Annotated in this window: 4 protein-coding genes; 3 read left to right on the top strand and 1 reads right to left on the bottom strand. The window is 31.5% G+C overall.

All coding sequences use genetic code 11. From position 1 onward, the window contains the following. The first annotated feature begins 120 nt into the window (after nt 1-120). Nucleotides 121-726 (top strand): ribosome biogenesis GTP-binding protein YihA/YsxC, encoded by a 606-nt coding sequence (gene yihA, locus Q0X02_RS07785; protein WP_297814013.1) that lies wholly within the window; start codon nt 121-123, stop codon nt 724-726. A gap of 182 nt (nt 727-908) precedes the next feature. On the opposite strand, the gene rd is transcribed toward yihA, so the two are convergent. Further along, nucleotides 909-1070, bottom strand: a complete 162-nt coding sequence (gene rd / locus Q0X02_RS07780) for a rubredoxin (RefSeq protein ID WP_297814010.1) — start codon at nt 1068-1070, stop codon at nt 909-911. A gap of 165 nt (nt 1071-1235) precedes the next feature. Here rd and Q0X02_RS07775 point away from each other — a divergent pair, with 165 nt between their 5' ends. Next, nucleotides 1236-1628 (top strand): ATP-binding protein, encoded by a 393-nt coding sequence (locus tag Q0X02_RS07775; RefSeq protein WP_297814008.1) that lies wholly within the window; start codon nt 1236-1238, stop codon nt 1626-1628. A 120-nt stretch (nt 1629-1748) separates the two neighbouring features. Continuing rightward, on the top strand, nt 1749-3575 hold the full coding sequence (gene typA / locus Q0X02_RS07770; protein WP_297814005.1) for a translational GTPase TypA: 1827 nt from the start codon (nt 1749-1751) through the stop codon (nt 3573-3575). Nucleotides 3576-3689 lie beyond the last annotated feature (114 nt).

The following is a 3689-nucleotide window of genomic DNA, read 5'->3' as shown; positions in this document are numbered from 1 at the left end:
AGCCCCTTATAGGGGCAGAGCAAACCACCAGCTAAGCTGGTGGTTATGATTAATGAAAAATTTAATTTGTTTTGTTATAATTTTAAGTATTAGAACAAATAAATTATCGTGGAGGTGAATATGAAAATAAAATATTCTGACTTGGAAAAAATTGCATTCTTAAAAGAACAATATCCGGATGAATCTCTTCCAGAAATTGCTTTTTGTGGAAGAAGTAATGTTGGAAAATCCTCATTTATTAATTCTATTTTGGATAGAAAAAACTTGGCGAGAACATCATCTAAACCTGGGAAAACAAGAACTGTTAATTTCTACATTGCAAATGGAGAATTTCGTTTGGTAGATTTGCCGGGATACGGATACGCACAGACATCAAAATCAGAAAAGAAAAAATGGGCAAAGGTCATCGAAACATATTTGAATAACAGGAAAAACTTGTACGAAGTTTTCTTGATTGTTGACATCAGGCACAAACCAACGCTACAAGACAAACAAATGTATAATTGGGTTTTAGAAAGCGGATTTTGTGGATTTGTAATTGCCACAAAACTAGATAAAATAGGAAAAACAATGATAAAAAAGAATTTGAATATTATAAAAAAAGAATTACAAATAAACGACGACAATCTTATATATGAATACAGCTCCACATCAAAGCAAAATAAAACATCAATTATGGAACAGTTAGAGTTGATATTGAAATACGGAAACGGAATGGAAGATTAAAAAATAACCCCAAAACAAAATTTTGGGGTCTTTTAATGCTAATTTTAATTCGTGGCAATAACGAAATATGTCATCTGTTATCTATTATTGCCATATGTTTAATAAAAATAGAATGCTGCACAATTACATTAATTTAACAACAAAACGCCGATAAATTTCTGCAACTGTGCATTTGATGAATATTATTCTACTTCCGAAAAATCTTCTTTTCCAGCACCACAAATTGGGCAAACCCAATCTTCAGCTAAATCTTCAAATGCTGTTTGTGGTTGTACTCCTGCATCTGGGTCTCCTTCAGCTGGATCGTAGATATATCCACATACGTCACATACATATTTTTTCATAATTTAATTTCCCCCTTTAAGATAATAACCTGTTTTCAGGTATAAATTATATATACCCAATGAGAAATTTTTTAAACGTTTTTGAAAAAAATTGTTATTTTGATTTTTTTTAACAAAAATGTTAACAAGTCTAATAAAATGGGTATAATATTTGTGGGTGATATTATGTATATGTTTAAAAGGCAGTTTTGCAGTGACAAAAAAATCGCTACGAAAAATATCCAAACTATGCTCGGATTTTTGCAAAAAGTTATTTCCGATGAGATGCTTTTTTATGACATAAAATTAATCGTAAATGAATTGATTTTTAATGGACTTGAGCATGGCAACCAATACGATGTCAATAAAAAAATAACTTTCAAAATAGAGCTTACAGATGAATACATAAGAATTTGCGTGAAGGATGAGGGGACAGGAATTAATTACTGTTCAAATAGTTATTTTAACAATGATATTTACGTCAGAGGTAGAGGATTATTTATTGTCAGCAAACTTTGCGATGAATTGAAAATTAAAGACAATAGTGTAGAAGCAAAGCTATTAGTTAAATCTAATTAAGAGTGTTAACTAGTAGCTTTTTTATTTTATGGAAAATTTTTGTTTTTACAGAAATTTTTCTTTTATTTTTTGTGATTTGTGATATAATGAATTGTCACAAATTAGAGGGAAGTGAAATTTTTGAAAAGAGAAGATATTAGAAATGTAGCGATAATTGCACACGTTGACCACGGTAAGACTACTTTGGTTGATGGTTTGTTGAAAACCAGTGGTATTTTCAGAGAAAACCAAGAAGTTCAAGAGCGTGTAATGGATAGTAACGACATTGAACGCGAAAGAGGAATTACTATTTTATCTAAAAATACTGCAATTAACTACAAAAATCATAAAATTAATATTATAGATACTCCAGGTCATGCGGATTTTGGAGGAGAAGTTGAACGTGTATTGAAAATGACAAATGGCGTTGTATTAGTTGTAGATGCGTTTGAAGGACCGATGCCACAGACAAAATTTGTATTGAAAAAAGCTTTTGAATTGAATTTACCTACAATTATCTGCATCAACAAAATTGATAGAAAAGAAGCAAGAGTTGAAGAAGTTGTAGATGAAATTTTAGACTTATTCATCCAATTAAATGCAGATGAATCTTATTTGGATTCACCATTTGTTTTTGCTTCTGCCAGAGAAGGATTTGCAACAGATGATATCAACAAGAGACCTAATGATATGACTGCATTATTGGATAAAATCATAGAATACATTCCTGCTCCTGAGGGAGAAGAAGATGCACCATTTAAGTTGTTGATTTCAACTACAGATTTCAACGATTACGTTGGTAGAATCGGAATAGGTAAAATTGAACAAGGTAAAGTTAAGGTAAATGACAGTTGCTTAATTGTGAACTACAACAATCCTGAAAAACGTAAGAGAATAAAAGTTACTAAAATTTACGAGTTTGACGGACTTAATAGAGTCGAGGTTGAAGAATCTAAATTTGGTTCAATAGTTGCGTTGACAGGTGTTGAAGGCATTGAAATAGGAGACACATTGGCTAATGAAGAAGACACTGAGCCTATAGAATTTGTAAGTATTTCCAATCCAACATTAGCTATGAATTTTTCAGTAAACAATTCTCCATTTGCAGGTCGTGATGGAAAATTTGTAACGAGTAGACAAGTTCGTGCAAGATTGTACAAGGAATTGGAAACAGATGTAAGTCTTAAAGTTGAGGATACAGATTCTACTGATACTTTTAGAGTCAGCGGAAGAGGAGAACTTCATTTATCCGTTTTGATAGAAAATATGAGACGTGAAGGATACGAATTTCAAGTTTCCAAGCCAGAAGTTTTGTTCCAAAAAGATGAAAATGGGAAAATCCTAGAGCCGATAGAAATAGTCACGATAGATATAGAAGAAAGTTTTGTAGGGACAGTAATTGAAAAATTAGGAACAAGAAAAGGCGAACTACAAGATATTTCAAATACTTCAAGTGGTTACACGAGACTTACTTTTGAAATACCATCAAGAGGATTAATAGGATATCGTCAAGAATTTTTGAGCGATACAAAGGGAAATGGCGTAATCAATACAGAATTGAAGGGATATGAGCCATTTAAAGGAGAAATTCCTAAACGTCAATTGGGTTCATTGATTTCATACGACACTGGAGTTGCAACTGCATATGGACTAAACGCAGCACAAGAGAGGGGAATCTTGTTTGTAAAGCCACAAGATGAGGTATACGAAGGAATGGTTGTAGGTTCAAATGCAAAGGGATTAGACATTGAAGTAAATATTTGCAAAAAGAAAGCTCAAACAAATATCAGATCTTCTGCTGCAGATGAGGCTTTAAAATTATCTCCACCAAAAATTATGAGTCTTGAAGAAATGATGGAGTTTGTAGAAGAGGATGAATTGATAGAAATTACACCGAACCATTTGAGAGTAAGAAAGAAAATTTTGGACACTCAATTGAGATATAAATCGAAAAAATACAATAAATAAATTAACAGCAGGGTATTGATAATTAATATCCTGCTTTTTTATTAAATTTATTTAAAGTAAAAATAACAAAAATTTTAGTTACAATAGAATAAATTAAAACATTTTTGGGTATAT

It is taken from the genome of uncultured Finegoldia sp., from assembly GCF_947252345.1.
Classification (GTDB): Bacteria; Bacillota; Clostridia; order Tissierellales; family Peptoniphilaceae; genus Finegoldia.
This window is presented reverse-complemented; position numbering and strand designations above follow the sequence as displayed.